The organism is Zoogloea sp. LCSB751 (assembly GCF_002028455.1).
Taxonomy (GTDB): domain Bacteria; phylum Pseudomonadota; class Gammaproteobacteria; order Burkholderiales; family Rhodocyclaceae; genus Zoogloea.
The window spans coordinates 1-229 of sequence record NZ_MWUM01000723.1 but is presented as its reverse complement, the minus strand read 5'-3'; the positions used below and the strand labels follow the sequence as shown (position 1 = coordinate 229).

Genomic DNA, 229 nt, shown 5'->3' with positions numbered 1-229 from the left:
TGGCAATTCATCGTGGACAGACTTATCAGGAGTGGGCGGAACTCGGTAAGCCACTCAATGGCGTGTTGGTTATGGGTTATACAACTTCATCTAGCGCAGCGCTTGAAAATCAAGTTAAGCGTGGTGATAAAGGTGTGTTTGAACAAAATTTACGATTATCTGGTAATGTGCAAGGTCATAAGGTATTTGCTAAAGTACTTTCACCAAATGAAATTGAAATATGTACAGC

At 40.6% G+C, this 229-nt stretch carries 1 protein-coding gene; it reads left to right on the top strand.

Annotated features, from left to right (window positions below):
- On the top strand, nt 1-229 hold a 229-nt coding region (locus tag B4920_RS29730; RefSeq protein WP_161493409.1), incomplete at both ends, for a hypothetical protein.